The sequence below is a fragment of the Aquirufa esocilacus genome, from assembly GCF_042715595.1.
GTDB lineage: Bacteria > Bacteroidota > Bacteroidia > Cytophagales > Spirosomataceae > Aquirufa > Aquirufa esocilacus.
On the sequence record NZ_JBBKXX010000001.1, the window covers coordinates 201,083 to 225,895 of the forward strand.

General features: G+C 42.5%; 22 protein-coding genes and 1 tRNA gene. 14 read left to right on the plus strand and 9 right to left on the minus strand.

Annotated elements, in window-relative coordinates:
* Window position 1 precedes the first annotated feature (1 nt).
* Complete coding sequence (locus SKC37_RS00850; protein ID WP_377979654.1) at window positions 2-1,642, plus strand: amidase; 1,641 nt, start codon at window positions 2-4, stop codon at window positions 1,640-1,642.
* A 113-nt stretch (window positions 1,643-1,755) separates the two neighbouring features.
* Window positions 1,756-2,661, plus strand: a complete 906-nt coding sequence (locus tag SKC37_RS00855) for a L,D-transpeptidase family protein (protein WP_377979655.1) — start codon at window positions 1,756-1,758, stop codon at window positions 2,659-2,661.
* Here the strand turns inward: SKC37_RS00855 and SKC37_RS00860 are convergent.
* The gene (locus tag SKC37_RS00860) at window positions 2,658-3,470 is read right to left on the minus strand and encodes an NAD(P)H-hydrate dehydratase (RefSeq protein ID WP_377979656.1); all 813 of its coding nucleotides are present in this window, start codon (window positions 3,468-3,470) and stop codon (window positions 2,658-2,660) included. The two genes, SKC37_RS00855 and SKC37_RS00860, sit on opposite strands and share 4 nt — an antisense overlap.
* 136 nt (window positions 3,471-3,606) lie before the next feature.
* On the opposite strand from SKC37_RS00860, the gene SKC37_RS00865 reads away from it, so the two are divergent.
* Both SKC37_RS00865 and SKC37_RS00870 read left to right on the plus strand, forming a co-directional pair.
* Entirely contained in the window at window positions 3,607-4,284 is a 678-nt protein-coding gene (locus SKC37_RS00865; RefSeq protein WP_377979657.1) for a hypothetical protein, read from the plus strand.
* A 368-nt stretch (window positions 4,285-4,652) separates the two neighbouring features.
* The gene (locus SKC37_RS00870) at window positions 4,653-5,513 is read left to right on the plus strand and encodes a hypothetical protein (RefSeq protein ID WP_377979658.1); all 861 of its coding nucleotides are present in this window, start codon (window positions 4,653-4,655) and stop codon (window positions 5,511-5,513) included.
* A gap of 60 nt (window positions 5,514-5,573) precedes the next feature.
* On the opposite strand, the gene SKC37_RS00875 is transcribed toward SKC37_RS00870, so the two are convergent.
* From SKC37_RS00875 to SKC37_RS00885, 3 genes are all read right to left on the minus strand, one after another.
* Window positions 5,574-5,645, minus strand: a tRNA-Arg gene (locus tag SKC37_RS00875).
* A 12-nt stretch (window positions 5,646-5,657) separates the two neighbouring features.
* Window positions 5,658-6,374 carry an RluA family pseudouridine synthase gene (locus SKC37_RS00880; protein WP_377979659.1) on the minus strand — a complete coding sequence of 239 codons (717 nt, stop codon included), beginning with the start codon at window positions 6,372-6,374 and terminating at the stop codon, window positions 5,658-5,660.
* Window positions 6,375-6,596: 222 nt separating this feature from the next.
* Window positions 6,597-7,748 carry an anhydro-N-acetylmuramic acid kinase gene (locus SKC37_RS00885; RefSeq protein WP_377979660.1) on the minus strand — a complete coding sequence of 384 codons (1,152 nt, stop codon included), beginning with the start codon at window positions 7,746-7,748 and terminating at the stop codon, window positions 6,597-6,599.
* 69 nt (window positions 7,749-7,817) lie between these two features.
* Between SKC37_RS00885 and lhgO the strand changes: the two genes are divergently transcribed.
* From lhgO to SKC37_RS00925, 8 genes are all read left to right on the plus strand, one after another.
* Window positions 7,818-9,017, plus strand: a complete 1,200-nt coding sequence (gene lhgO / locus SKC37_RS00890) for an L-2-hydroxyglutarate oxidase (RefSeq protein WP_377979661.1) — start codon at window positions 7,818-7,820, stop codon at window positions 9,015-9,017.
* A gap of 7 nt (window positions 9,018-9,024) precedes the next feature.
* On the plus strand, window positions 9,025-10,773 hold the full coding sequence (locus SKC37_RS00895; RefSeq protein WP_377979662.1) for an ABC transporter ATP-binding protein: 1,749 nt from the start codon (window positions 9,025-9,027) through the stop codon (window positions 10,771-10,773).
* A 104-nt stretch (window positions 10,774-10,877) separates the two neighbouring features.
* On the plus strand, window positions 10,878-12,554 hold the full coding sequence (ilvD, locus tag SKC37_RS00900) for a dihydroxy-acid dehydratase (RefSeq protein ID WP_377979663.1): 1,677 nt from the start codon (window positions 10,878-10,880) through the stop codon (window positions 12,552-12,554).
* An 82-nt stretch (window positions 12,555-12,636) separates the two neighbouring features.
* Window positions 12,637-14,379 (plus strand): biosynthetic-type acetolactate synthase large subunit, encoded by a 1,743-nt coding sequence (gene ilvB, locus SKC37_RS00905; protein ID WP_377979664.1) that lies wholly within the window; start codon window positions 12,637-12,639, stop codon window positions 14,377-14,379.
* Between the two features lie 7 nt (window positions 14,380-14,386).
* Entirely contained in the window at window positions 14,387-14,920 is a 534-nt protein-coding gene (gene ilvN, locus SKC37_RS00910; RefSeq protein WP_377978396.1) for an acetolactate synthase small subunit, read from the plus strand.
* Between the two features lie 33 nt (window positions 14,921-14,953).
* Window positions 14,954-15,997, plus strand: a complete 1,044-nt coding sequence (ilvC, locus tag SKC37_RS00915) for a ketol-acid reductoisomerase (protein WP_130896031.1) — start codon at window positions 14,954-14,956, stop codon at window positions 15,995-15,997.
* A gap of 68 nt (window positions 15,998-16,065) precedes the next feature.
* Window positions 16,066-17,055 (plus strand): threonine ammonia-lyase IlvA, encoded by a 990-nt coding sequence (gene ilvA, locus SKC37_RS00920; protein ID WP_377979665.1) that lies wholly within the window; start codon window positions 16,066-16,068, stop codon window positions 17,053-17,055.
* A 213-nt stretch (window positions 17,056-17,268) separates the two neighbouring features.
* A complete protein-coding gene (locus SKC37_RS00925) occupies window positions 17,269-18,408 on the plus strand; it encodes a 2-isopropylmalate synthase (RefSeq protein ID WP_377979666.1) in 1,140 nt (379 codons plus the stop codon).
* A gap of 197 nt (window positions 18,409-18,605) precedes the next feature.
* Here SKC37_RS00925 and SKC37_RS00930 read toward each other — a convergent pair whose 3' ends face one another.
* The gene (locus SKC37_RS00930) at window positions 18,606-19,673 is read right to left on the minus strand and encodes a mechanosensitive ion channel family protein (protein WP_377979667.1); all 1,068 of its coding nucleotides are present in this window, start codon (window positions 19,671-19,673) and stop codon (window positions 18,606-18,608) included.
* Window positions 19,674-19,778: 105 nt separating this feature from the next.
* Between SKC37_RS00930 and SKC37_RS00935 the strand changes: the two genes are divergently transcribed.
* Both SKC37_RS00935 and lptC read left to right on the plus strand, forming a co-directional pair.
* A complete protein-coding gene (locus SKC37_RS00935; RefSeq protein WP_377979668.1) occupies window positions 19,779-21,086 on the plus strand; it encodes a hypothetical protein in 1,308 nt (435 codons plus the stop codon).
* A gap of 9 nt (window positions 21,087-21,095) precedes the next feature.
* The gene (lptC, locus tag SKC37_RS00940) at window positions 21,096-21,638 is read left to right on the plus strand and encodes an LPS export ABC transporter periplasmic protein LptC (RefSeq protein ID WP_377979669.1); all 543 of its coding nucleotides are present in this window, start codon (window positions 21,096-21,098) and stop codon (window positions 21,636-21,638) included.
* On the opposite strand, the gene SKC37_RS00945 is transcribed toward lptC, so the two are convergent.
* The 4 genes from SKC37_RS00945 to recN all read right to left on the minus strand — a co-directional run bounded on the left by SKC37_RS00945 (window position 21,635) and on the right by recN (window position 24,721).
* On the minus strand, window positions 21,635-22,006 hold the full coding sequence (locus tag SKC37_RS00945) for a c-type cytochrome (protein WP_377979670.1): 372 nt from the start codon (window positions 22,004-22,006) through the stop codon (window positions 21,635-21,637). The genes lptC and SKC37_RS00945 overlap by 4 nt on opposite strands.
* An 87-nt stretch (window positions 22,007-22,093) precedes the next feature.
* The gene (locus SKC37_RS00950) at window positions 22,094-22,708 is read right to left on the minus strand and encodes an SCO family protein (RefSeq protein WP_377979671.1); all 615 of its coding nucleotides are present in this window, start codon (window positions 22,706-22,708) and stop codon (window positions 22,094-22,096) included.
* Complete coding sequence (locus SKC37_RS00955; protein WP_377979672.1) at window positions 22,683-23,063, minus strand: hypothetical protein; 381 nt, start codon at window positions 23,061-23,063, stop codon at window positions 22,683-22,685. Before SKC37_RS00955 ends, SKC37_RS00950 begins: the two co-directional genes overlap by 26 nt.
* Window positions 23,060-24,721 carry a DNA repair protein RecN gene (gene recN / locus SKC37_RS00960; RefSeq protein ID WP_377979673.1) on the minus strand — a complete coding sequence of 554 codons (1,662 nt, stop codon included), beginning with the start codon at window positions 24,719-24,721 and terminating at the stop codon, window positions 23,060-23,062. Before recN ends, SKC37_RS00955 begins: the two co-directional genes overlap by 4 nt.
* Window positions 24,722-24,813 lie beyond the last annotated feature (92 nt).

Here is a 24,813-nt window from a genome sequence, read left to right on the forward strand (position 1 = left end):
CATGAAAAAAATCGCGCTACTTCTGTTGTTCGCTAGCCCCCTTTTTGCACAAACAAAATCGGATTTATCCGGGGCGGCCTCTTTATTTGATATTCAATTTACCACCCAAGAATTAGATACACTCTATTCGGATGTGGTAGATAATCTAGCGAATTACAAAGCGATGCATGCGTTAACTTTAAATAATAATGTGCCGCTGAGTCTTTGGCAAAGTCCAAAACTTCCCGGCATGAAATTTGATCAAACCCAGCGTCCGGTGATTTGGCCATCTGTGAAAGCGACGCTGCCGAAAAACCGGAATGAGTTAGCTTTCTACTCCATTGACCAGCTCGCGTATTTGATCAAAACGAAACAAATTACTTCGGTAGAATTAACGCAATTTTTCATCGAGCGGATTAAGACGCACGGCCCTACATTGCAATGCGTGATTAGTATGCAAGAGGATTTAGCTTTAGCCCAGGCGCGTCAGGCGGACAAAGAAATCGCGGCGGGTAAATACCGCGGCTTGTTGCACGGAATTCCCTACGGCTTGAAGGATTTGTTTGCGGTAAAAGGCACGAAGACGACTTGGGGCGCAGCTCCGTACAAGGATCAGGTGATCGATGAAGATGCGTATGTATATGCCAAATTAAAAGAATCCGGTGCCGTTTTAGTCGCAAAATTTACGCTTGGAGCATTAGCGATGGGTGATTATTGGTACGCTGGTAGAACGAAAAATCCATGGAATTTGAATTATGGATCCTCTGGTTCTTCCGCTGGTTCCGCTTCAGCAACGGTGGCGGGATTGGTTCCTTTCGCGATCGGTACGGAGACTTGGGGGAGTATTGTTTCGCCCGCCACGACTTGTGGTGCGACGGGTTTGCGTCCTACATTTGGTAGTATTTCTCGCTCAGGAGCAATGGCTCTAAGTTATTCGTTGGACAAAGTAGGTCCTATCTGTCGTTCCGCAAACGATGCGGCGATCGTCTTTCATTACTTGCACGGAACGGATGGAAAGGATTTGGCAGCAGTTAATATGCCCTTTAATTACCAGGCAAATCGCCCGATAAAAGGAATGAAGATTGCGTACGCCAAAAACTATTTTGACAAAATAAAAGACACCACTCGCAGCGAATGGAGGGTATTAGCAGACCTGAAAAAGCAAGGCGTGCAATTGATTCCAGTTGAATTTCCAGATGAGAAAGCCTATCCCTTTAACATCATGGATGTCGTTATCGGGGCAGAATGCGCCGCACAATTTGATGAGATGACGCGTAAAAACATAGACGATCAACTCACCCGCCAAACCAAATACGACTGGCCCAACCAATTCAGAACCGCTCGTTTTGTGCCAGCGGTAGAATACATTAATGCCCAACGCCACCGCTATTTGTTGATGCAAAAAGTGAACGAAGTCGTTTCGCAATACGATGCGATTATTTGCCCATCGCGCGGAGGCGGTAATCAATCTGCGATTACTAATTTAACGGGGCATCCAGTTGTTTGTGTGCCTACGGGATTGGATGCAAAAAACAACTTGCCTACGGGTATTTCCTTTGTAGGAAAACTATACGATGAAGGAACTTTGTTACGAATCGCACAATTTTACCAGGATCATACGAAATTTGAGGAGGTACACCCAACCTTGTTTCAGTCGAAATAAGCGGCTTTTTTGACCGTTAAATTAATCGTGTTCAAAGTTTTTGGTTATTCATCTGAATGCAGGTAATTTCACTTACCTAATCAATTGATTAAGGCGTCTGATTTTCTGATTACATGAGTGGATTAAAAACGGTTTTACTAGTGCTTATTTCTTTTTGTGCCCTTTCACAAAAAATTTACACACCCTCTTTTCGCTATAAAAGCTTTGTGCCTGTCGTGGATACAGTAGGCACCGTAAGTGCGGAGGTGCAGGAAATTAGGCGCAGTTTAGCGCTGGAAAAAGACCCTTGGAAAAAGAGGCAATTGCTCATTGCGGCGAATAATTACCAATGGTTGGAGGGCTTAAAAAAGAAGTATAAAGTCATCCTTGTTAATATTCCCTCTGCTACACTTCAGGCCTTTGATCATGGCAAAAAACAAGTGACGATGAAAGTGGTCGTGGGAAAGAAAAAGACCCCTACTTCTACGCTTTTGAGTTCTTTGAACCAAATGACGGTGAATCCCTTTTGGTACGTGACTCGTAATATCGCCACACAGGAAATGTTGCCAAAGATAGTAAAGAATGCAGCCTACCTAAAAAGACATCATATCCGGGTGTTAGATTCGACTCATAAAGTAGTTGATCCTGCTGCGGTAAATTGGAGTGGATTAAGTCGTAAAAACTTTCCGTTTACACTGAGACAGAATAGTGGAAATGTGAATTCATTAGGGTCTTTGAAATTTCAATTCAATAATCCCTACTTTTTATATCTACACGATACCGATTCTAAACATCTTTTTGCCAAAGAAAATCGCTTCTTTAGCCATGGCTGCGTTCGCGTTGAAAAGCCGTTAGAATTAGCCTCTTTAGTATTGAACGTCAAGCAAGAAGTCATTAAAGCTGATATTCAAAAGAAACGTACAAAAGTTGTCTCCGTCGCCTCTAAAGATCCTTATCTCGTTGTTATTTGGTATACCATTGTCGATTTTGACTCCGCAGGGACCTTAAAGTACTTCCCCGATGTCTACCACAGGTACTAATCCAACAGCCTAATTTTACCTAGATTTGCAATAATATCTGACGCCACCAAACTCGATTTTGATTGCGTTTCAATTGCTATGTCAGCCGCCAAACCGTGCACATACACTGCTAAACAAGCTGCATCTGCATTTTCGTAGCCCTGAGCACAAAGAGCTGCAGTAATTCCCGTTAACACATCCCCAGATCCCGCGGTCGCCATTCCATCATTCCCCGTGGTATTCACAAATTGCTGCCCGGAGGGCAAAGAAACCAAAGTAGGAGAGGACTTTAAAATCAGATTTGTCGCATAAGCATGCGTAAAAGCAAAACTCTGTTGCTCACTATTTCCGGAAAACTTTTGAATCCGCGCAAACTCTCCAATGTGCGGAGTCAGAATATGTCGCTCATTTAATAAACTCAATAAGTCAGGATTCAATCCTAAAATACTCAGCGCATCTGCATCGATGACCAATGGCCCCAGGTAAGTTCTTAATAAATAGCGAAGATTATTAACGGCCTCTTCAGAAAACCCAATTCCAGGCCCAATCGCAATCGCGTCAAAACTGCTCAGATCTACTTCGCGTAATTTACCCGTGCTATACATGATTTCAGGATTTCCTGCTAGCAAAGCTGCAATGCCCTCTTCCGGAATCATCGCCGTAACTAATCCACAACCTGCATGCAGGGCCGCTCTAGCACATAAAATACCTGACCCCACTTTGCCCGGACTGCCCGCAATCACTAGCACATGCCCAAACGTTTTCTTATGTCCCTTACCTAATCGGTGTTTCGTGTGGGCGGCTACCCAGTTGTTGTCTATTTGATTCATGAGTACTTAGGTTGTATTCTGTAATGTAGTTAAAAATAGATATTAATTGAATTTGCTGACCGTTTAATAAATTTTCTTAGTTAATAATTTAACCCTACTATAAATTGATTTTTAATAATAAACTTAAACAACGGTTATGATGAATTCATTCAGATTTTTTCTTTTAGCTTCTATTACTTCTTTCTTATTCTCTTGTTCGAATGTTGAAAGTGTCACTATAGTTTCTCCACCGGAATCGGTAGTAAAAGGTTCGACTATTCAGTTAAAAGGGCTTGTTAAAGGTTCGGGATCTCCGGATACAACCTTAAACTGGACTATTGTGGAGCCTGTTTCAAAGGGAACTTCAATATCAAACGATGGGATGTTAACAATTAGTAATGATGAAATTGCTAAATCTTTAACAATTAAGGCTGTTTCAACAGATGACGACAGCAAGGTTGACACATCAAGTGTAAAGGTGTTATTAGACCCAAAGTTGTTTTATGGTGATTGGGTAACTAAAAGAGATAACAAAATCCAAAAAGTCACTTTAGAAAGTTCAAAGTACACTTGTTTGTATCCCAATGATGGTTTTGGATATAAACTTCAAAATTTGGAATGGACCCCTATTACAAATACTGATCCAGGAACGTCTAAAAGTTTTCCTGAGGGTTATATTATTGTGGGTAAAGCAACTGGAGTTTATAGAATTTCAAATATAAACAATGGTCAAATCATAACTTTTTATCTCTTTTTAAATAAAGATAAGTCCGCATATTTAAGAAAGGATCCTTCTGATCCATCCAACGTTTACCTTTACGATCGAGTAAAATAACTGTTTAAATTGACCTCAAAACAAACCCCTCCAAATTAGAATTTAGAGGGGTTTGTTTTTTGTGAAGTAGCACCAGAAATAATCGAGTCGGATGCGGCCCTGGCGTGACGGACCCACCTTTTCACATATCAGCCATTGTCTGATGTCAATTACATTTAGGAGGAGGCAAAATGTTAGCTCTAAGTACTTTACTACTATATGCTTTTTAAATTTCAAGGTCTAATACATCTTGCCAAATTTATGGTCTTGCCTAGAGTCGCTTCATAGGTTTATCAACCGCTAAATAAATTTATTTTGTCAAAATTATACAATTAGTATAAATTTAAATCATAGGCAAATAAATCTTAACAACACTAAAATAGTTTACAATGAAAAACCTATTTACAATTATTTCGGCTCTATGTTTACTAGCCATCAGTTCACTTGATGCAAAAGCTCAAACAAGTGATTTCCTCAATTCTTATTTCGAGAATCAAACACCTATAAATAACAACACATTTAGCTTTTCATTAAGTAAGGTTGTTTTAGGCCAAAAAGTTTTTAGTAAGGAATCTTCTCCAGTTTCTAGAGGAGAGGTTTTGAATTTAACAGAGTTTTTGGATGTGTCTAGTTTGTCTTATTATGGAATTTCTCCCAACATTAAATTTAATTCTTCAATTAAATTTGAACAGATTCTAAAAAAGAAAAATTTTGATTGGTTTATAGCCAAAATGCCCAAGTTAGAAATATTGAAAAATAAATTAGTGACTTTAACTTATTCCGATGGCGAAAGTGAATCCTTTCTGTATAATGTTACGAAGTTGGGCTCTTCAGAAGCTAAGAGCAATTTTAGAAGTGCGCTTCAAATTGAATTAGCAACAGAGGATATTAATAATAATCGAGAAAACACAAAAAAAGGGGACATTATTTGGCGAGTGGTTGTTTTAGAAAATGAGGCTTATTTAGCATTAAGTGGTATTCAATTAAATAGACTTCATTTGGATTTATTTGATGCCGGTGGCATTCCTGAGAATTCATATTACACGCCAGGTTCAATGAAAGGCATACAAGCAGAACAAATATATGAGAAAAAAATCTCGACAATCTCTTTAAATGACATGAAGTATGCTACCAACTATATATCTACAGGCGTTGGTACTTACCTAGCAAGAAATCAAGATAAATTTATGGATGGAAATTATTTTTTAAATCCATCTGAAATGGTTTTCTTATTTAAGTTAAACCAATAAAATATTTCAGTACTCCAATAAAAAAGGACATCTCTTTCGAAATGTCCTTTTTTGATGGAGTAGCCCCGGAAGGAATCGAACCTTCATCTTAGGTACCGGAAACCTACATTCTATCCATTGAACTACGGAGCCAGGGTTGCAAAATTACGAATACTTCTCCAAAGTCTTAACCAGCACATTGAAATCTTTTGGATAAGGTGCTTCGACCGTGATCGGGTCGCCATTCAGTAGATTAAAAGACAAACTGTGGGCGTGCAGGGCTACGCGGCGCATGACAGGAAGTTCCTCTGTGTCTTTTTTCAAATGGAAATTACGTTTCAAATCGGATAAGTATATTTCTGGGCCACCATACATCGCGTCGGAAACGATAGGTGCTTTTAGGCAGGTTAGGTGAATGCGGATTTGGTGCATGCGTCCGGTGATAGGCATACATTCGACTAAGGTATAGCCCCGGAATACTTTTAGTGTTCTGAACCAGGTTTCGGCGTGCTTTCCTTTGGCCCGATCTATCACCACTTTTCCATCTTTCAACGGCAAAATGGGCAAGTTGACTAAAAATCCATCCCAATCCTGCATCCCCTCCACGACTGCGTGGTAGCGTTTCGCCGTTTCGCGGTGCTCGAATTGCATGGAGATGTGGCGGTAGGCCTCTGGATTTTTGGCGATGACTAAAGCACCTGATGTTTCTTTGTCCAAACGATGTCCCACCTGTGCATCAGACGAATATTCTTTCGCTAAACGCAAGATGGCCGGCGCCAAATCATCTTTTCGCTCATCCAGCGTTGAGATGCCCGAGGGCTTGTTAATCACAATAAAATCTGAATCCTCGAAAAGGATGGAATCGGTAAATTTGTATTTCATATATCGTGCCGTTTCACGGCTTAGTCGTCAGTTGTCAGTCGGCAGTCGGCAGTCCGGAGGAAATGAGTCGCCGCTGCGCGGCTTAGTCCGGAGGGCATTATCTATACTCTCTACTCTGTAAACTCTACTCTAATTTGGTCAGTCAGGAGGAAATGAGTCCGAAGGATTTCATTTATCATTCACCACTTACCATTCACCATTCTGTAAAAATCCGTAGGATTTTTACAGAGATATTTTTCCAAAATTTTCCCACGGCGAGTCCCCCAACCTCTCCGCTCCAGGCGAATCAGCTAATGTTTCATTTGCTAACAAAGCAAACAGAACCGCCTCTTTAGCCGGAGATGGCATACCTAGCTCATCGCTTTCGCAGACGCGGAAAGGAAGAAGATTGGCTAAACGGGCCATGATCACGGGGTTTTTGCTGCCACCACCACTGACGTAAACGGTACCATCAATGCCAGATGGAATATAGGTTTTCATGGCGAGGGCGATGCTTTGGGCGGTGAATTCTGTTAAGGTCGCAACTAAATCAGCTGGGCTGATCGAGGCATGAACCAGGTCTAAATTAAAGTATTCCGGGCCAGTGCTTTTAGGGAATGAATCCTTGAAAAAACTCAGGCTCATGAGTTCGGCTAAAATTCCAGCGTCGATTTTTCCGGAGAGGGCGATGGCACCACCATCATCATACGCTTTGTTGAAATAACGGCGAACTGCTGCGTCAATCAAGGTATTTCCAGGGCCGGTGTCTGTTACTAAAATGCCAGCTGGATCACCCGAAGCAGGCAAATAAGTGAAGTTTCCGATGCCACCTATGTTGAGTAAAATTCTGTTTTCCCCTTTTTCCGAGAACAAGAAATAGTCGCCAAACATAGCCAATGGTGCTCCCTCGCCGCCGGCTGCCACATGTTTTTGGCGGAAGTCGGAAAGGGTAATGATACCTGTTAACTGGGCGATGTGATCGCCGTCGCCTATTTGCAAGGTTGAATGCGGGAGTTTGCCTGTTCTGTCGGGACGGTGCATCACGGTTTGGCCATGGGAGGCAATCGCGTCTACTTCAGATGCATCCACACCCCAGCTAGCTAAAACTTCTAAAATAAGCGAAGCATGCAAACGTCCAATTTGCGCGTTAAGCGTCGAAAGGGTGGGGAAATGAATGTTTTCTTTGGCAAAAACCGAACGAATTGATTCCTTGAAATCTGCCGGATAAGGGCGGGTGTCGTAGTGCAAAATTTCGTATGAGGTATCCAGTCCAAAACCCGTGAAGCGTACTAAAGCTAAATCCAAACCATCCAAGGATGTACCCGACATGAGACCTAAAATGGTCCGAGTAGGGGCTTTGGAAATCTGGTACAATTGTTCGATCCGGGGATTCATACTTCAAAGCTACGAATAATTCTTTTTACCATCGATTCACCGTATATTTGTTGTTCAACATTTCAATTTATGGCATTAGACGTAATCATTGTAGGCGGCGGCATCGTGGGCCTCGCAACGGCACACCGTTTACTAGAAACGAGACCTGATCTTCATATCGCTTTGTTTGAGAAAGAAAACATGGTTTCGATGCACCAAACGGGCAATAATTCCGGCGTAATCCACTCAGGATTGTACTACAAACCGGGTTCTTTGAAAGCAAAGAATTGCATTGAGGGTTACCATCAATTGATCGATTATTGCACGAAAGAGAACATTCCATTTGAATTGACCGGAAAAATCGTTGTCGCTTCGACGGAGGAACAACGTGGGCAATTAGAGACTTTGTTCCAAAGAGGTCAACAAAATGGCTTGGATGGTTTGAAAAAATTGAGCCTAGCAGAAATGCGCGAATACGAGCCGCATGTTACGGGTGTAGAAGGGATGTTCGTTCCTCAAACGGGTATCGTGGATTACCGAGCAGTCGCTGCGAAATTAGCCGTAGGAACCCAAATCAAGGGTTGCGAGATGCACTTAGGTGAGCAAGTGATTGATATCAAGAAAGGTTTGACCTTTTCGATCGTGGAGACGACGAAGTCAGTCTACGAAGCAAAATTAGTCATCAACTGTGCCGGACTTTACTCGGATAAAGTGGCGCAGATGACCCAAAAAGAACCCTTGGACGTGCGCATCGTGCCGTTCCGCGGGGAATACTTCAAGTTGAGAGAAGACAAAGAATACTTAGTGAAGAACCTGATTTATCCGGTGCCAGATCCGAACTTCCCGTTCTTAGGGGTTCACTTCACCCGCATGATGAAAGGTGGCGTGGAGGCAGGACCGAATGCGGTTTTGGCCTTTAAGAAAGAGGGTTATAAGAAATTAGGGATTAATGCGAAAGAGCTTTGGGAAACGTTAACGTGGCCAGGTTTTCAAAAAGTGGCGGTGAAATACTGGGAAACTGGTTTGGGCGAAATGTACCGCAGCTTTTCGAAAGAGGCCTTTACAAAAGCTTTACAAGTTTTGATTCCGGAGATTCAAATCAATGATTTAGTCGAAGGCGGCGCGGGTGTCAGAGCTCAAGCTTGCGACAGAAATGGGGGATTATTAGATGATTTCTCGATCGTGGAAGACGCGAAAGTGATTAATGTATTGAATGCGCCTAGTCCGGCGGCGACCTCGTCCTTATCTATCGGTAAGACGGTGGCGGAAATGGCTTTATGCAGATTCTAAAAAAAATATGAAATTATTACTGAATTATTTAAAAGTATACCGCTGGCGCGTGGTGGGGGCCCTAGCCCTGGCTGCCACAAACCAGATCTTCTCCTTGATGGATCCCTACATTTTTAGGAAGATCATCGATGATGTGGCGGCGGTGTACCGCTCGAATACGCACACGATGGACCAGTTCGTGTCTGCGATTTGGCCTTTGGCCTTAGCGTCCGTGGGCGTGGCTTTCGTGAGCCGGGTAGCGAAAAACTTTCAGGATTATTTCATCAATACGGTCACCCAAAAAGTAGGCGCAAACCTCTATTCAGACGGAATTCGCCATTCTTTGGAGTTGCCTTATGAGACGTTTGAGGACCAAAGGTCGGGCGAGACCTTGGGTAAACTCCAAAAAGTCCGTACCGACGTTGAAAAGCTGATCACCTTAGGAATCAACATTTTATTCCAATCCATCATCGCCTTGATCTTCATCTCGGTCTATGCCTTTTCGGTGCATTGGATGGTGATGCCCCTTTTCTTAATCACGGGTCCACTAATCGGTTACGTATCGTCCGTATTAAGTAAGAAAATAAAAGTGATTCAGATCGAAATCGTGAAAGAATCGACGGGTCTAGCAGGATCTACGACAGAATCCTTGCGCAATATCGAGCTGGTGAAATCTTTGGGTTTAGCAGAACAAGAAATCGCCCACTTAAATGCGACGACGGAGAAAATCCTGAAATTAGAATTAAAGAAAGTGCGCTACGTGCGTTCGATGGCCTTTGTTCAAGGAACCTGCGTAAACTTGTTGCGTATGCTCATGGTGGTCGTATTGATCTATTTGATATATGAGGGAAAGATTACGATTGGTCAATTCTATTCGTTGAACATCTATTCGTTCTTCCTCTTTAATCCCTTACAAGAGATTGGTAATGTGGTGAATACCTACCGTGAGGCAGAAGTATCGCTCCAAAATTTCGAGCAAGTATTAAGTATTCCATCGGAGAAGAAGCCTACAAACCCGAAGGCGATTTCCTCTATTCAGGAATTGAAGTTCGATCACGTTACATTCAAACACCAGTCCGCCACGACGGAAGCGTTGGATGGAATCACCTTCTCCGTAAAAGGCGGCGAGACGATTGCTTTCGTGGGGCCTTCAGGCGCCGGAAAGTCGACTTTAGTTAAGCTACTAGTAGGTTTATACCGACCCAAAAAAGGTCAGGTATATTACAACGGCGAACCAAGTGACGCGATTGATTTCGATGAGTTGCGTAAGAAGATCGGTTTTGTAACCCAAGACACACAATTGTTCTCGGGCTCGATTCGCGAGAACTTGTTGTTCGTTAACCCGAACGCGACAGACGCACAATGTATGGCCGTGTTAGAAAAGGCAGCCTGCCAAACGCTTTTAGCGAGAGCCGATAAAGGACTAGATTCCTTGATCGGGGAGGGTGGCGTGAAAGTGTCCGGCGGCGAGAAGCAGCGTTTGAGTATCGCGCGCGCTTTGTTGCGTGACCCTAATTTATTGGTTTTTGATGAGGCGACTTCAGCGTTGGATTCTTTGACAGAAGAAGAAATTTCCGAAACTATTCGTTCTTTATCCGTTGATACGGAGCACCTTACGATCTTGATTGCGCACCGTTTATCTACGGTGATGCACGCGACGCGGATCTATGTGCTCGAGAAAGGACAGATTGTAGAACAGGGCTCGCACGACGATTTAGTGGCGAGCAAAGGATTGTATTTTGCGATGTGGAGACAGCAGGTAGGAGAAAACAAATAATTAATTTTGCTTTTTCTATAATTGCCAAAGATTCTTTGGCATAATTAACCTGTCTACAAATCGAATTGCGTATATTTGTTGTTTGAAAAAATTTCTTAAACCCTATGTCATTAAATAAGTATTCACGGACATTAACTCAGGAAGTATCTAATCCCGCTGCGAAAGCGATGCTCTACGGTATCGGCTTAACAAGCGAGGATATGAACAAAGCCCAAATCGGTATCGCAAGTACAGGTTACGAAGGCAATACCTGCAACATGCACTTGAATGGCTTGTCTGTTCACGTGAAAAAAGGGATCCAAGAGAACGGAATGGTCGGTTTGATCTTCCACACGATCGGGGTTTCAGACGGAATGACAAACGGAAATGACGGGATGAGCTATTCTTTGCCATCACGTGATATCATCGCAGATTCGATTGAAAATGTGGTAGGGGCACAGTGGTACGACGGCGTCATCGCAGTTGTAGGTTGTGATAAGAATATGCCAGGTGCCATGATGGCGATGGCGCGTTTGAATCGCCCAGGGATGCTAGTTTACGGCGGAACGATTCGCAGCGGTTCTTACAAAGGAGAAAAATTAGACATCGTTTCGGCATTCGAAGCTTTGGGAAAAAAATATGCAGGAACTATCTCAGACGAGGATTATGAAGGCGTTATTCGCAATTCAATCCCGGGAGCCGGAGCCTGCGGCGGTATGTACACAGCGAATACGATGGCTTCCTCGATGGAAGCGATGGGCTTAGTATTACCTAATTCATCGACGTATCCAGCCACGCACGAAGGCAAGAAAGAGGAGTGTTTAGCGATAGGCGCGGCGATGAAAGTGTTATTAGAGAAAAACATCTGTACACGTGACATCATGACGCGCAAGGCATTCGAGAATGCGATGACGGTGGTGATGGCCTTAGGAGGTTCGACGAATGCGGTGCTTCACTATTTAGCGATCGCACACGCCGCTGGAATCACGTTTACCTTGAAAGATATCCAAGATATTTCAGATCGCACGCCTTTGATTGCAGACTTAAAGCCAAGTGGTAAATACTACATGGAAGATGTGTTAGCGATCGGTGGAATGCCAGCGATTTTGAAATATTTACACAGTGTGGGCTTATTACACGGAGAGTGTTTGACGGTGACAGGAAAGACGATGGCGGAGAACCTTGCGGAGGCTCCTGACTTGAATTTTGACACACAAAAAATTATTTATCCAATCACGCAGCCGTTAAAGCCTACGGGTCACTTGCAGATCTTGTACGGCAATTTAGCTCCAGGCGGTGCCGTGGCGAAGATTACTGGGAAGGAAGGCGAACGTTTTGAGGGTATTGCCAAAGTATGTGAGCGCGAAGAAGAGGTCATCGAATATATCTCAAAAGGGGAAATCAAAGCGGGTCACGTCATCGTGATTCGTAATGAAGGTCCTAAAGGTGGTCCTGGTATGCCAGAAATGTTAAAACCTACTTCAGCCGTTATCGGTGCAGGATTAGGAAACTCGGTAGCGATGATCACGGATGGTCGTTTCTCTGGAGGTACACACGGATTTGTGGTAGGTCACGTGACGCCAGAAGCGCAAGAAGGTGGTCCGATAGGCCTAGTGAAAGATGGTGACAAGATTACGATTGATGCGGTGAACAATACCTTGGTATTGCACGTGTCGGATGAAGAATTAGCAGAACGCAAGAAAAATTGGAAGCCTATTGAGTCTCCGTTTAAGCAAGGCGTTCTACGTAAATATATTAAAAACGTATCTTCTGCTAGTCAGGGATGTGTGACGGATTTATAAGAAAAATGTTTTTTTATCTATCCAGAAGGCTTAAATTGAGCTTTCGAAACCATTGAAACAGAATTTTTGAAAATTGTTAACCATGGGACAAACCCAAACTCAAACCGAAGCAGCTAATCAACCTAGCCAAAAGAAATTTTTGTCTGGCGCTCAAGCTATCATGCAATCATTGGTAGAGCAGGGTGTGGACACGATTTTTGGTTACCCTGGTGGGGCCATTATGCCTACCTATGATGCGCTTTATGATTACCAAGATCGCTTAAAACATATTTTAGTTCGCCACGAACAAGGTGCAGGGCATGCCGCTCAAGGTTATGCTCGCATGCTAAACAAAGCGGGAGTTTGCATGGTAACTTCTGGTCCTGGGGCTACGAACCTAATTACACCTATCGCAGATGCGATGCTGGATTCTACTCCCTTAGTGTGTATTGTAGGGCAAGTAAAAGGAAATTTATTAGGAACCGACGCGTTCCAAGAATGCGATTTGATCGGTATTTCCATGCCGGTAACGAAGTGGAATTACCAAGTGCTGGATGCGAATGAGATTCCAGAGATCATGGCGAAAGCTTTCTATATCGCAGAAACAGGGCGCCCAGGCCCCGTTTTAATTGATATTACACGTACGGCTCAGACAGATATCATGACCGTACCCTTTAAATATACTCCTTGTACTTCGATCATTTCTTACAAACCGCGCGTGGAGCCGAAGGCAGAACACGTGGAGGCAGCAGCGAAATTGATTAATGGTGCTAAGAAACCTTATATTCTAGCGGGACACGGTGTGTTAATCGCTGGAGCAGAGAAAGAATTAAATGATTTCGTGGATAAAACGGGCATTCCGGTAGCGACAACACTATTAGGGATGTCATCGATGGATGCAGATCACCCGCTATTTGTGGGCTGGCCGGGTATGCACGGAAATTATGGTGCGAACGTATTGACGAACTCTTGCGATGTATTAATCGCGATCGGTATGCGTTTTGACGACCGTATTACGGGTGACTTAGCGACTTACGCGAAGCAAGCGAAAGTGGTGCACATCGAAATCGACCCGAGTGAAGTAGATAAAAATGTGAAGGCAGATGCTCCAGTCGTGGGGGATGCGAAGGCGGCACTTCAGGCCTTATTGCCTTTAGTGAACAAGGCGGACCACAGCGAATGGAGAGCTGAATTCAAGAAATACGACGACGAAGAATACGAAAAAATCACGAAGAAGGACTTGTTCCACGAAGGGGATAAGATCAAGATGGGTGAGGCCGTCAATTTGTTGTCAGATAAAACCAAAGGAGAAGCCGTAGTCGTAACAGACGTAGGGCAACACCAAATGATTACGAATCGCTATTACCGTTTCAAAAAGCGTAATTCGATTGTTACTTCTGGTGGCGCAGGAACCATGGGCTTTGCCTTGCCGGCGGCTTTTGGTGCGAAGGTTGCGGTACCAGAACGCGAAGTAGTAGCGGTCATCGGTGATGGTGGTTTCCAAATGACCTTGCAAGAACTAGGTACCATCGCGCAGAGCGGTTTGCCGGTGAAAATAATCATCTTGAATAACAATTTCTTAGGCATGGTGCGCCAGTGGCAGCAATTGTTCTTTGAGAACCGTTATTCATTTGTAGAATTGCAGAACCCTGATTTCATTACGATTGCGAAAGGATTTGGAATCGCGGGTCATACCGTTTCGGATCGGGTAGAGTTGAGTGATTCATTAGATACTTTATTGAAGTCAGATAAGCCGTATCTGTTAGAAATCGTTTGTGAAAAAGAGGAAAATGTATTCCCCATGGTACCTGCGGGTGGCTGTGTAACAAGTATCAGGCTAGAATAATCTTATGTTGACGAATTATACCATATCCATTTTTACAATGAACACGGTCGGTTTATTAAATCGAATCACGATCATTTTTACGCGTCGCCGGGTAAATATTGAGAGTTTGACGGTTTCTGAGACAGAGCGTAAAGGCGTATCTCGTTTTACGATTGTGATTAAGCAGGAGAACAGGGAATTTGTAGAAAAATTAGTTCGCCAAATCCGTAAAGTAACCGACGTTCTCGCAGTGTTTGGTTACCTAGATGACGAAATCGTATTTAACGAAATCGGCTTATTTAAGATTGCCACTCCGCTAGGGGGTACACCAGTGGATGTGAAGACGATTAATTTAGATTGGAATGCGAAGATTGTGCACTTTGGCCTAGATTATGTAGTCGTGGAAAAGAATGGCTCGGAAGAAGAAATTCAAGAGTTTTATACCTATTTGAAAAAATGGGAAATATTAGAGTACGTTAAGTCTGGTCGTGTTGCCGTGGGTAAAACGGAGAAAGGCTTAGTAGAGTTTTTGCCGGAAGAAGGCAATTGGGAAATCGTATAATCGAACAAAGAATATAAATTAAATAACAAAAAAATGGCAAAGATTAATTTCGGTGGAGTTGTTGAAGACATCGTAACAAGAGAAGAGTTTCCATTAGAGAAAGCTAGACAAGTATTAGCAGATCAAACGATCGCTGTGATCGGATATGGAGTTCAAGGTCCAGGACAAGCGTTAAACATGAAAGACAATGGTCTAAATGTAATCGTAGGTCAACGTAAAGGTAAAACCTATGACAAAGCTGTCGCTGACGGTTGGGTTCCAGGTGTGACTTTATTTGAAATCGAAGAAGCTTTGGAAAAAGGAACGATCATTTGTTACCTACTTTCGGATGCCGCTCAAATCGAATTATGGCCTACAGTGAAGAAATATTTAACGGCTGGAAAGTCACTTTATTTCTCTCACGGTTTTGGTATCACGTACAAAGAGAAAACAGGAATCGTTCCTCCAGCAGATGTGGACGTATTCTTGGCTGCACCTAAAGGTTCAGGTACTTCATTACGTCGTTTATTCGTAGCTGGTAAAGGTTTGAACTCTTCGTTCGCTGTTTACCAAGATGCAACAGGAAAAGCGCGTGAGAAATGTATCGCGATGGCTATCGGTGTGGGTTCAGGCTATTTATTCGAAACGGATTTCTACAAAGAAGTAACGTCTGACTTAACAGGTGAGCGTGGAACATTAATGGGAGCTATCCAAGGTATCTTCGCTGCACAATACGACGTATTACGCGCGAACGGTCACTCTCCATCTGAAGCATTCAACGAAACAGTAGAGGAATTAACGCAATCGTTAATGCCATTAGTAGCTGAGAATGGAATGGATTGGATGTATGCAAACTGTTCTACTACAGCACAACGTGGTGCATTGGATTGGTGGAAGCCTTTCCGTGACGCTACTAAGCCTGTATTTGAGCAATTATACAACTCAGTGAAAACACAAGCAGAAGCAGAGCGTTCGATTACTTTGAATTCTCAACCGGATTACCGCGTGAAATTAGATGCTGAATTGAAAGAAATGGCAGATATGGAAATGTGGAGAGCGGGTGCTGCGGTACGTAGCTTACGTCCAGAAAACAACTAGTTTTTTCTAGTGTTTGAAAAAGGGTAGACAAGCGATTGTCTACCCTTTTTTTGTTAATTTTGGGGCGCATGGAATTCAACAAACTAAAACACGTTCCTAGCGTCATAGAAATAAAACAAGTAGCGGAGCAGCTAAAGGGGGTCATCTCAGAGACACCTTTAGAATTCTCGGCCTCTCTTTCTGCGCGCTATGGGGCAAATATCTATTTAAAGCGTGAAGATTTGCAGGTCGTTCGCTCCTATAAAATTAGGGGAGCCTACCATAAAATCTCCAACATTCCCTCTGAGTTAAGATCGAAAGGGGTGGTGGCTGCATCTGCAGGTAACCATGCGCAAGGAGTTGCTTTAGCCTGTGCTTTACTCGAAATTCAAGCTCATATTTTTATGCCTAAGTCGACGCCTTTGCAGAAGGTGGAGGCAGTTCGTTTTTTCGGTAAGGAAAAAGTGCGCATCTACCTGGTAGGGGAAACCTATGATGAGGCCTTTGCGGCATCGCGTAAATTCTGCGAGACCAATGGCGCTATTTATATTCCTCCCTTTGATGATTTTGATATTATTGCGGGTCAAGCTACGGTGACCTTGGAGATATTGCAGGCTTTGCCGGAGGCGCCTGATTTTTTGTTTGTGGCGGTAGGTGGAGGCGGCTTGGCTGCTGGGGCTTCGTTAGTTTTGCCTCCCTCGACATCCCTCGTAGGGGTGGAGCCGGCCGGAGCGCCATCGATGCAACAGAGTTTGGCGGCTTCGGAAGTAGTGGTATTGGAAGAAATTGATCGCTTTGTGGATGGTGCCTCTGTAAAACAAGTGGGGGCTAAGACGTTTGCGATTTGTGCCAAAGGTTTAACTCGCATGTTAGCTGTCTCTAAGAAAGCCCTCTGTCAAACGATGCTTGATCTGTATGCACTTCGCAGTATGATCGTGGAACCAGCCGGTGCTTTGAGCGTAGCCGGCCTCGAAGAAATGGCGGAGGAAATCAAGGGGAAAACGGTAGTTTGTGTCATCTCTGGTGGAAATTTCGATCCAAAACGCTTTCCAGAGATCAAATCTCTCGCATCTTCTTAAAAAAATGCAAAATTTTATATTCTGACGTCGTTTTCCATTTTAGATTAATGGTCTTTTTTATTGAAGTATTTAGGATTATTAATAGTAATATAATCTTATTTGCCCGAATTTTAAGATTTTTAATCTATACGCTATACTCTCTAATCTCTTATCTCCTTGTTTCCAACTAGGAATTCTTGTAATTTCACAACGAAATAAAACACCTAAAACAAGATGATTAACCGCATTCAGATTTTTGATACTACCTTACGTGACGGCGAACAAGTTCCCGGTTGTCAATTAAACCGAGAGGAAAAAGTAGAAGTTGCTTTACAGCTTGAGTTGTTAGGTGTGGATATCATAGAAGCAGGTTTCCCTATCTCATCTCCTGGAGATTTTGCATCGGTTCAAGCCATTTGTGACGCCGTAAAGGGACCCACAGTTTGCGCCTTGACTCGTGCTAAAAAAGAAGATATCGACGCAGCTGTTGCTGCCTTGAAAACAGCTCGCAAGCCTCGTATTCATACAGGAATTGGTTCATCCGATGTACATATCAAGCATAAATTCAATTCGACTCGCGAGGAAATCATCGAGCGTGGCGTTTGGGCTGTGAAGTATGCCAAATCCTTTGTAGAAGACGTCGAGTTCTTCGCGGAAGATGCGGGTCGGGCGGATTTAGCTTTTTTGGCACAATTAACACGCGAAGTAATCAAAGCCGGCGCAACAGTCGTTAACCTGCCAGATACAACGGGTTATTTGTTGCCGCACGTCATGCACGAGCGAATCAAATATTTATACGAAAACGTAGATAACATACACTTGGCTACGATTTCGATGCACAATCACAACGATTTAGGATTAGCTACGGCAAATACCATAGCAGGAATTCAGGCAGGTGCTCGCCAAGTCGAAGTAACGATCAATGGAATAGGAGAGCGCGCAGGAAATACGTCATTGGAAGAAATTGCGATGATCCTGAACGTGCACAAAGATTTAGGATTTACAACGGGTATTAACCCAAAATATTTATATCCAACGAGTACATTAGTGTCTAACTTAATGGGCATGCACGTGCAGCCTAACAAAGCAGTTGTGGGAGCAAATGCTTTTGCGCACTCCTCGGGAATCCACCAGGATGGTTTTTTAAAGCACGCACAGAACTATGAGATCATGAATCCAGAGGACGTTGGAGTTTCTTCTTCAGCTATTTTATTAACCTCTCGTTCAGGCCGTGCCGCCTTGCGTCACCGATTGACATTACTAGGATTTGATTTTGAAAAACCAGAATTAGACAAGATTTACACCCGCTTTTTATTGATGGCGGATGAAAGAAAGATGATTCATGATGAAGATCTCAAGGAGTTGATTGGATGATTATTTGTTATTTAAAACAGAAATCGTGCTGCGCAATGATTTATAGTTTTAAACACCAATATAATCACTACTATATTCCTTCGGACTATATTACTAAAAAAGGGAACCTCGGTTCCCTTTTTTTTATGCCATCTTTATGCTTTATTCTTTGTGCTTTCCTACGGACTAATTCCCTCCGGACTCATTTCCTCCCGCCGCTAAGACCTAGCCATCACAATCTTCTCTTTCTCTAACACCTTTAAAATTCCTAAGTTAATCGCCTGTTTGGAAGCTTGGAACTTAGCGAAGTCTTTGGTTTGTACGAAATAGGTAACAGATATATCAATAGAATAAGCCCCGAAGCCCTCAAAAATAACTTTCGGAGCTTTTTTCTTACACAATGGATCTTCTTGTATGAATGCTTCAATCGCTGAGATGGCCGCTTCAATTTGTGCTGGCTTCGTATTTAACTCACACTGAATCGTATATTTTGCTCTTCTGTAGTCCCGCTCACTCATATTTTCCAGTGATTGTGAAGTTAAAAGGCGATTTGGTACTAAAATTAAATTGCCATCTGCTCCTCTGATGCGGGTACTTCTAAAGCCAATTTTTTCGATGTCCCCGCTGATGGCCCCGATTTGGATATTATCACCGACTACAAAAGGGAGATCTAAGAAAATGGTAAAGGAGGCGAATAAGTTTTCAAGTGTTTCTCGGGCGGCCAAAGCTAATGCAAGACCACCAATTCCTAAGCCCGTAATTAAGGCTACCACATCTACTTCGAAGATTCGGCCCAAAAAAACAAATCCTGATGCTGTGATAATAAAGACCATCGAAAGATCGTTCAGGAAAGGAATAAATTGTTGTTTAGATTTTTGATCTGCTCCATTCCATTTTTCTTGTGCAACTAAAATGACCACTTTCATTAATCGAACAATTAGCCAGGTAACGGTAAAGATGAGCGCAGATTCAAAGGTTTTTTCAATCAGGTAAAGTAGTCCAAAATTCTCGATCGGCTGAATATGCCAGGCAGATGGAATGTGTAAGTTTTGGATGGCAAAAAAGAAGAAGATCCAGAAAATGAGTAATTCAAAGGGTTTTCGAATCAATTGAACACAATCTTGAATGGAAATCAATTCGTTTGGAATGAAACGGAAAACTATTTTTGAAAAAGAATTAGAGAAAAAACGTCTTAAGATAAAACCGATGAGTACAATTCCTCCAAATACGATTAAATCCCAGGCCGAATTGTCCCAGTATATTCCGTTTTTTAATTCATCAATCATGTGTCTGTAATTTTGAGCTCAAATATAGCTAATAACTTAGTCGAATGTGAAATAAAATTACGACCTTTACACACTAGTATTCCCGATTGGGAGGATTTTAATTTTATGAATTTTATTTCTTTGAATAAGCCTACAAATATTCTGAAAACACTTCGTTCACTGCTAATCGTGTTGTTCTTGTCAATGGCTCCTGCTGTTTGGGCACAGACAATATTGAATTCACCTTACTCGTATTTAGGTATGGGAGAGATTCAAAAAAGTGAGAACGTGACCCAAATGATGATGGGTGGTATCGGTGTTTCTAATTCGAACGGTATCTACACAAATGTGGTCAATCCTGCCTTGTTAGCCCGTAATCGCTGGACAAATTTAGAAGTAGGTGTCAATACAGAATACAAGACTTTGCAAGATTACCGTCAACAACAGAAAGTATTTGGTGGTAATTACCAGTCCTTAAATTTAACACTACCTATTACAGATCGTTGGACGATGTCTGTGGGAATTCGTCCTCATTCAGCGGTAGAATATGAAACTAGATCTTACCGTCGCTTGAATTTATTAGGGGTGGATAGCTTAATCTATAGTTATAAAGGAAGTGGTGGCGTGAGTAAGGTGTCCATTTCGAATGGCGTACGTGTTTACAAGGAGTTGTATGTGGGCTTGCAAATGGATTACTTGTTTGGGCAAGTGAACAGAAATGTAGCCACGCAGAATATGTCTGATGGTCAATATTATAAAGTACAATTAGAAGATTTAACGTCTTATTCTGACTTTCAATTCAAGGCAGGTTTTGCCTATAGAGCTAAGTTGAAGCCCGATATGTTCTTAAACCTTGGTGCTACCTTAGATTTAAGTTCTACCTTGAAAGCGAATCAGGTTAAGCGCTTTGCAACCATGGATCTTTCTGGTTTAACAGTAATAAACGCGGATACCTTGGAGAAATCAGCTTCATTTGTGCAACAAATTCCAGTAGCTAATCGAATCGGTTTTAGTATTGAAAAGGCGGCTAAGTGGATGGTTGGAGTTGATTATACGTATACTGATTGGAGTAAAGTAAATAATAATTTAGGTCGTTCAGCTACGTTGCCTGCCTCTCACAAAGTTTCTGTTGGTGGAGAGTATATACCAGATATTGAATCAGTGTCTAATTTCTTTAAACGGACCACCTATCGAATGGGAGCTTCTTATGAAAAAACTCCCTATGATTTCTTAGGAAATGGTAATTATGCTGTAGATAAGAATTTAAGTTTCGGTGTAGCTTTTCCACTTCGTAATTTGTCTTTCTTGAATTTGGCCTATCAAGTGGGTCGCCGTGGTTTAATTACGGAGAATGGCATAGAAGAGCAATACCATCGCCTGACCATAGGTCTGACGTTTAGTGATCTTTGGTTCCAAAAGCAGAAAATCAACTAATTTTCTCTCATGCGCAATTCGAGCTTACTCTTTTTGCTCTTGATTACTAGCACCTTTTTTTCCTGTCGTGAAAAGTCGGATGATTCCAAAGCGATTTATGTAGGACCTAAATCTGAATTGTTTGGGATCGATATGATGTATTCAGATTCTGCTCGAAAAGTGGTTCGGATGGTCACGGGTATTCAATATACATTGGAGTCAGAGGATCGCGTTTATCCGAAAGAAGTGAAGCTTTGGTTTTATGATAAAAAAGGAAAAATCACCTCTGAAGTACGTGGAGATTCAGCCCATTTTTTTCGCCAAAAAAACACGTACAAATTAATGGGTCACGTGGTGATTCATAATATTGAAAAAGAAGAAACACTGAAGACGGATGAATTTAATTGGTTGCCGGTCGAGAAACGTATTTTTACAGACAAGGCTGTACAGCTTAGAACAAGGACCGAATTAGTCAATGGTGTGGGACTGGATGCTGCACAAGATTTTTCTTCATATTCCTTGCGTCAAATACGCAACTCAGTCGTTGCAGTCGAGGGAATGCCCACCAATTAGGGGCAATTTTTTAAAGCTAATTTTACGCTGTCCGCCGGGAAAATCTGTTTTTTGCCTCCCCATCTTTCTCGCATAAACGTAATCAATTCAGCAATATCCAACGCTTGAAGTTTTGCGTTAGCGGGCATAAATCCATTCCCTTTTTTCCCATTTTTAATCAAGCAGGCCAAAACCTCCGGGCTTACATTTGATTTTTGAATAGATGGATACAAATCACGTAACCCTGAACCGTCTGCTTGATGGCAATTTTCACAATGCGTTTTATACAGACCCATTCCTTCGATGGAATATTGCTGTTGGGTGATTTCTTCCTTGCTTGAGCAAGAGAAAAAGAAAAAAGCGATGAGTAGTGGAGCTAGTTTTTTCATATTCTGTATTCAATGGTAAATGGTAAGTGGTAAATGGTGAATAAAAAAATCATTTATCATTCATCATTTACCATTCACCATTACTTTCTACTGCTCTTTTAAAAGCACTTCCATGTCTTCCAGCAAGTGATTAACCTCCGTTTCCACAGTGCCATCATAAATGCCTCGAACATGTCTGTTTTTGTCTACTAAAATAAAGGCGCCACTGTGTACGAACCCGCCTGCTTCGTTCGGGTCTTCTTGCGCAGAAACCATATAACTTTTTTGGCCTAGTTTATAAGTGGCCGCTTTATCGCCCGTTAATAAATTCCATTTAGGTGCTTGCACCTGTAAGCGAGTCGCATAATCCTTTAGTACGGAGGTGTTGTCGAAATCAGGGTCAATGCTGTGTGAAATGATGCGAACCTCGTCACGCTCTTTGTAACGCTCATAAATCCGCAACATTTGCGTTTTCATTTTAGGGCAAATCGTCGGGCAGGTGGTGAAAAAGAAATCCGCCACATATACTTTGCCTGCTACGTCTTTTTCGGTTACCCAAACAGAGTCCTGATTCAAAAAACGAAAGGATGGGATTTGGTGATACAGCGTATCGCCTTTTACATTCACCGTTTTAGGACCTAAAAAGGGTAATTTTTTCTCTTGAGAACAAGAGAATAGGATGATGGAAAGCAGTAAACTAAGGACGGTATTTTTGAGCTGCATCGAGGGTAGAATCTGTCAGTTTTTGAAGATCTGTTAATTGTTGGTATTGACTTTGGAGGTAAATTACTTTTTTCTTCACATCCATTTTTCCTAAGCTATCAATGGAAAATTGGTGCATCCAGTCCGCCATGGAATGGTCTGCTTTGTCTAATGCCCCTATCAATTGATTGACTTGAACGGAGTCAACACCAGTAGATAAGCTATCTAGTTGAGATTTAAGAGAAACGATTTGTTCCGTCTTAGGCATTAAAACATCATGCAAGCCGAGGACTTTTGCTTGTAATTCTTCGCTGAGTTTTTCTTCAGCTTGTGAACAGCCTAGCAATAAAAGGCTGAGCGCGATATACTTTTTCATTCGTGTGATTGGATTAAATTTCGAACATTATCAAGTAAATCACGGTAGCCTTGTTGGCCACCGATCATTTTGGCGATTTCTTCAACGCGTTCCTCATCTCTTAACTCGCGAAGGTTAGAAACAGTTTTCGATCCCGCGTGATCCTTGTAGACAAACCAGTGTTTGGATCCCGCCGCTGCGATTTGGGGAAGATGGGTGATGGCGATGATTTGGTGTCCTTGACTCATTTGACTGAGCATTTGTCCCATTTTGATGGCGATTTCTCCGGAAACACCGGTATCGATTTCGTCCAAAATTAGTGTAGGTAAGGCTCTTTTCTTCGCTAACAAATGCTTAATTGACAGCATTAAGCGACTCATCTCGCCTCCTGAAGCAATTTGCTTGAATGGTTTAGGGGCTAAGCCTTTGTTTGCAGAGAAGAGTAGTTGGATTTTGTCTGAGCCGTTCGCAGCTAATTCTTTAGTAGTCATTTCCCAAGCCAAATTCGCATTCGGAATGCCTAAGGACTGCAAGGAAACGACAAGGGCCTCGGATATCGCGTCTAAAACGGTAGAGCGAGACGAGGATAAGGCATCGGCTGCTGAAGTGGCGACTATAAAATCAGCATCCACTCGCGCGCGTGCGTCTGCTATCAGCGTGTCCATTGATGAAAATTGAGATAATCGCCAATCGAGTGATTCGACTAATTCGATTAATTCGGTAATCGTGGACGCTTGGTATTTTTGCAGTAAACGATTGAGCAAGTCTAATCGTTTTTGTTTTTGTTCTAATTCTACCGGATCGTAAACGAAATCTTCCGCCTCGCCTTCGACTTCAGCTCCTAAATCTTTTAATTCGATCCAGATGGATTCAATACGTGTTTTCCAGTCCGCAAAAGTGGAACCCCATTTGCTCAATGCGGTAGCTTGTTGCAAAGCAATTCTACTCTGATGTAGCGCTGAAACTTCTGAGACGCTAAGTGCCTGAGCTAAAACAGCCAGTTTCTCCTGAATTTGTTCCGCGTTTTGCAATTTTTGGACGGCCGTGTCTAAGACTTCATATTCGCCCTCTTTTAGCTGCGCCTTACTCAATTCATCAAATTGAAATTGAATGAAATCTAATTCTTGGGTTCCTTTTGTGGATTCTTGTTCTAAGGCACGCAAGGCGGAAACACTGGATGACCAGGTGGAATAGGCAGAAATGTACGATTTTCTCAATCCCTCATTCTGCGCATAAGCGTCCACCATATCCAGCGTAAAATCCGGATGGGACATCCACCACGTATCTTGCTGAGAGTGAATATCGACTAATTCATTGCCGATTCGCTTTAAGGTTTCGAGTGTAACAGGCGTATCATTGACGAAACTGCGGGACTTGCCTTGTGGATTGATTTCTCGGCGGATCAAGCAAGGTTCCTCGAAATCGATTTCTTCTTCTTCAAAAACGGTTTGTAAATGCGGGAAGCTTTCTAGCGAAAATTGGCCTTCGATGATGCATTTTTTGGTGGCATCGAAGAGGCTTTTGCTGTCCGCTCTTTGGCCTAATAATAAGGAAATGGCACCTAATAAGATGGATTTTCCAGCACCTGTTTCCCCGGTAATCACCGTCAATCCACCTGTCAAATGCAGGTCGAGCTGTTCGATCAACGAGTAGTTTTGGATATGAAGGTGCTTCAACATAGGAAAGGCATCAAAGTTCGAATTTACGCAAAAAAAATTGTTCGCATTTTTATTTCGTCTATCAATCAGGATTTTGATAATTTTTATCAATA